2 protein-coding genes and 1 tRNA gene are annotated in these 1,642 nt (G+C 64.3%); 2 read left to right on the top strand and 1 reads right to left on the bottom strand.

Annotation, left to right across the window (positions count from 1 at the left end; translation table 11 throughout):
* The coding region (locus AUC71_RS18760) for a sugar transferase (RefSeq protein ID WP_141701621.1) at positions 1–117 on the top strand (117 nt) is incomplete at its 5' end.
* 13 nt (positions 118–130) lie between these two features.
* Positions 131–1,375: an O-antigen ligase family protein gene (locus tag AUC71_RS11155; RefSeq protein WP_069624326.1), complete on the top strand. Its 1,245-nt coding sequence runs from the start codon at positions 131–133 to the stop codon at positions 1,373–1,375.
* A gap of 12 nt (positions 1,376–1,387) precedes the next feature.
* Here AUC71_RS11155 and AUC71_RS11150 read toward each other — a convergent pair.
* Positions 1,388–1,465 (bottom strand) — tRNA-Pro (locus tag AUC71_RS11150).
* Positions 1,466–1,642: the final 177 nt, after the last annotated feature.

Genomic DNA, 1,642 nt, shown 5'->3' with positions numbered 1-1,642 from the left:
ATCCTGCGCCGTGTGGAGCACGACCTCTTTTATATCGAAAACTGGTCGGTGACCTTCGACCTTTACATCCTTCTCATGACCCCCATCGCCCTTCTCAAGGGCGATAACGCGTACTAGCGAGGCGCAGCCCGTGGCCATCACCTACGATGCCGTGCGCGACCGGGCGGCACCACACGTTGGAAGCCGGGCCAGCCCCGGTCTCAGGCGCCTCGCGCTCCTCTATGTCTGGATCACGGTTGCCACCGGCGGCGTGGTCTATTTCGAGCCCTCGCCGTACGACGCGCTGATGATCGGGGCGGTGGCCGTGTTGCCGCTGGTGGGGCTCGTCGCCCTGCCGCGGGGCCTTGTCGTCTATCTCATGCTGTTATGCGGAATCGTCGCCGGCGGCTATATCGCCAGCACGCAAGCGGGCGTGCTTGGCGTGCCCGTCACCCATGTCACGGTCACGCTCTATCTGGCCTTGTCGTCGGTGGTGATCGCCGGGTTCGTGGCTTACCGCCCCGAAACCCATGTGCGCCTCATTCTTTCGGCCTATATGGCGGCCGCGCTGGTCGCCGCGTCCGCGGCGCTGATCGGCTATTTCAACGTGGTGCCGGCGCTCTACGACATCCTGACTGAGTTCGGGCGCGCGCGCGGCACCTTCAAGGACCCCAATGTGTTCGGCGCCTTTCTTGTGCCGGCGCTGCTTTATGCCTTTCACGCGGTGCTGACGTCGCGCTTGTCGCGCGCGAGCCTCTGGGGCGTCGCCATGACGATCCTGCTGTTCGGCACGCTGCTCAGCTTCTCCCGTGGCGCCTGGCTCAACCTCTTCGTGGCGCTGACCGCCTATTGCTTCTTCGTCTTCGTCATCGCCGCGACAAACCGCGAGCGCATCAAGCTCATCCTCTCCATCGTCCTGGCGGGCGTTCTGGCTGTCGGCGTGTTCGCCGCGGCTCAAAGCATCCCCAAGGTGGCGGAGCTATTGGGAGAGCGTGCCAGCTTCGAGCAGTCCTACGATGTCGGACCCGAGGGCCGGTTCGGCGGTCAAGAGAAGGCCGCGGACCTTGTCATGCAACATCCCCTCGGAATCGGCGCCCTCGAGTTCGGACGCGTCCATCACCACGAGGACGTGCACGAGGTCTATCTCAACATGTATCTGAACACCGGCTGGCTCGGGGGCACGCTCTACATTTTCCTCGTGCTGGCGACCTTGGTGCTCGGCCTCAAGCTCGTGGTCCGCGATCGGGGCGGCGACGGGGTGAGTGCCGTGCTGGTGGCGGCCTTTATCGGCATGATGCTGGAAGGCGCGGTGGTCGATACGGACCACTGGCGGCACTTCTATCTGATCATGGCGGATGATTTGGGGATGCGTGCGCGTCCGTCGCAGACGCCTTAGCTTGCGGAGAAGTGGTCCGGAGCCGGGAGATTGACTCCCGACCCCCGGTCCCCCGAGACCGGTGCGCTAACCGGGCTGCGCTACGCTCGAGTCTCGCTGATCGAGGGCCTTGCATATACTCTTTCAGGCTTGGGAAACAAGTTAAAGCGCCAACGCGGCGCGCCTAATCCTTGGCGTCAGCCGCGGCGAGGATCCTCTGGCACGTCTCGATTTCCTCGAGAACTGCGTAGAGGTCGTCGTCGTCGCCGGCCGGAGCGCGCGCTGCAC

Source organism: Methyloceanibacter marginalis, from assembly GCF_001723295.1.
In the GTDB taxonomy this organism is placed as follows: Bacteria; Pseudomonadota; Alphaproteobacteria; order Rhizobiales; family Methyloligellaceae; genus Methyloceanibacter; species Methyloceanibacter marginalis.
The sequence above is the reverse complement of the archived record's forward strand: the minus strand, read 5'-3'. Positions and strand labels throughout refer to the sequence as shown.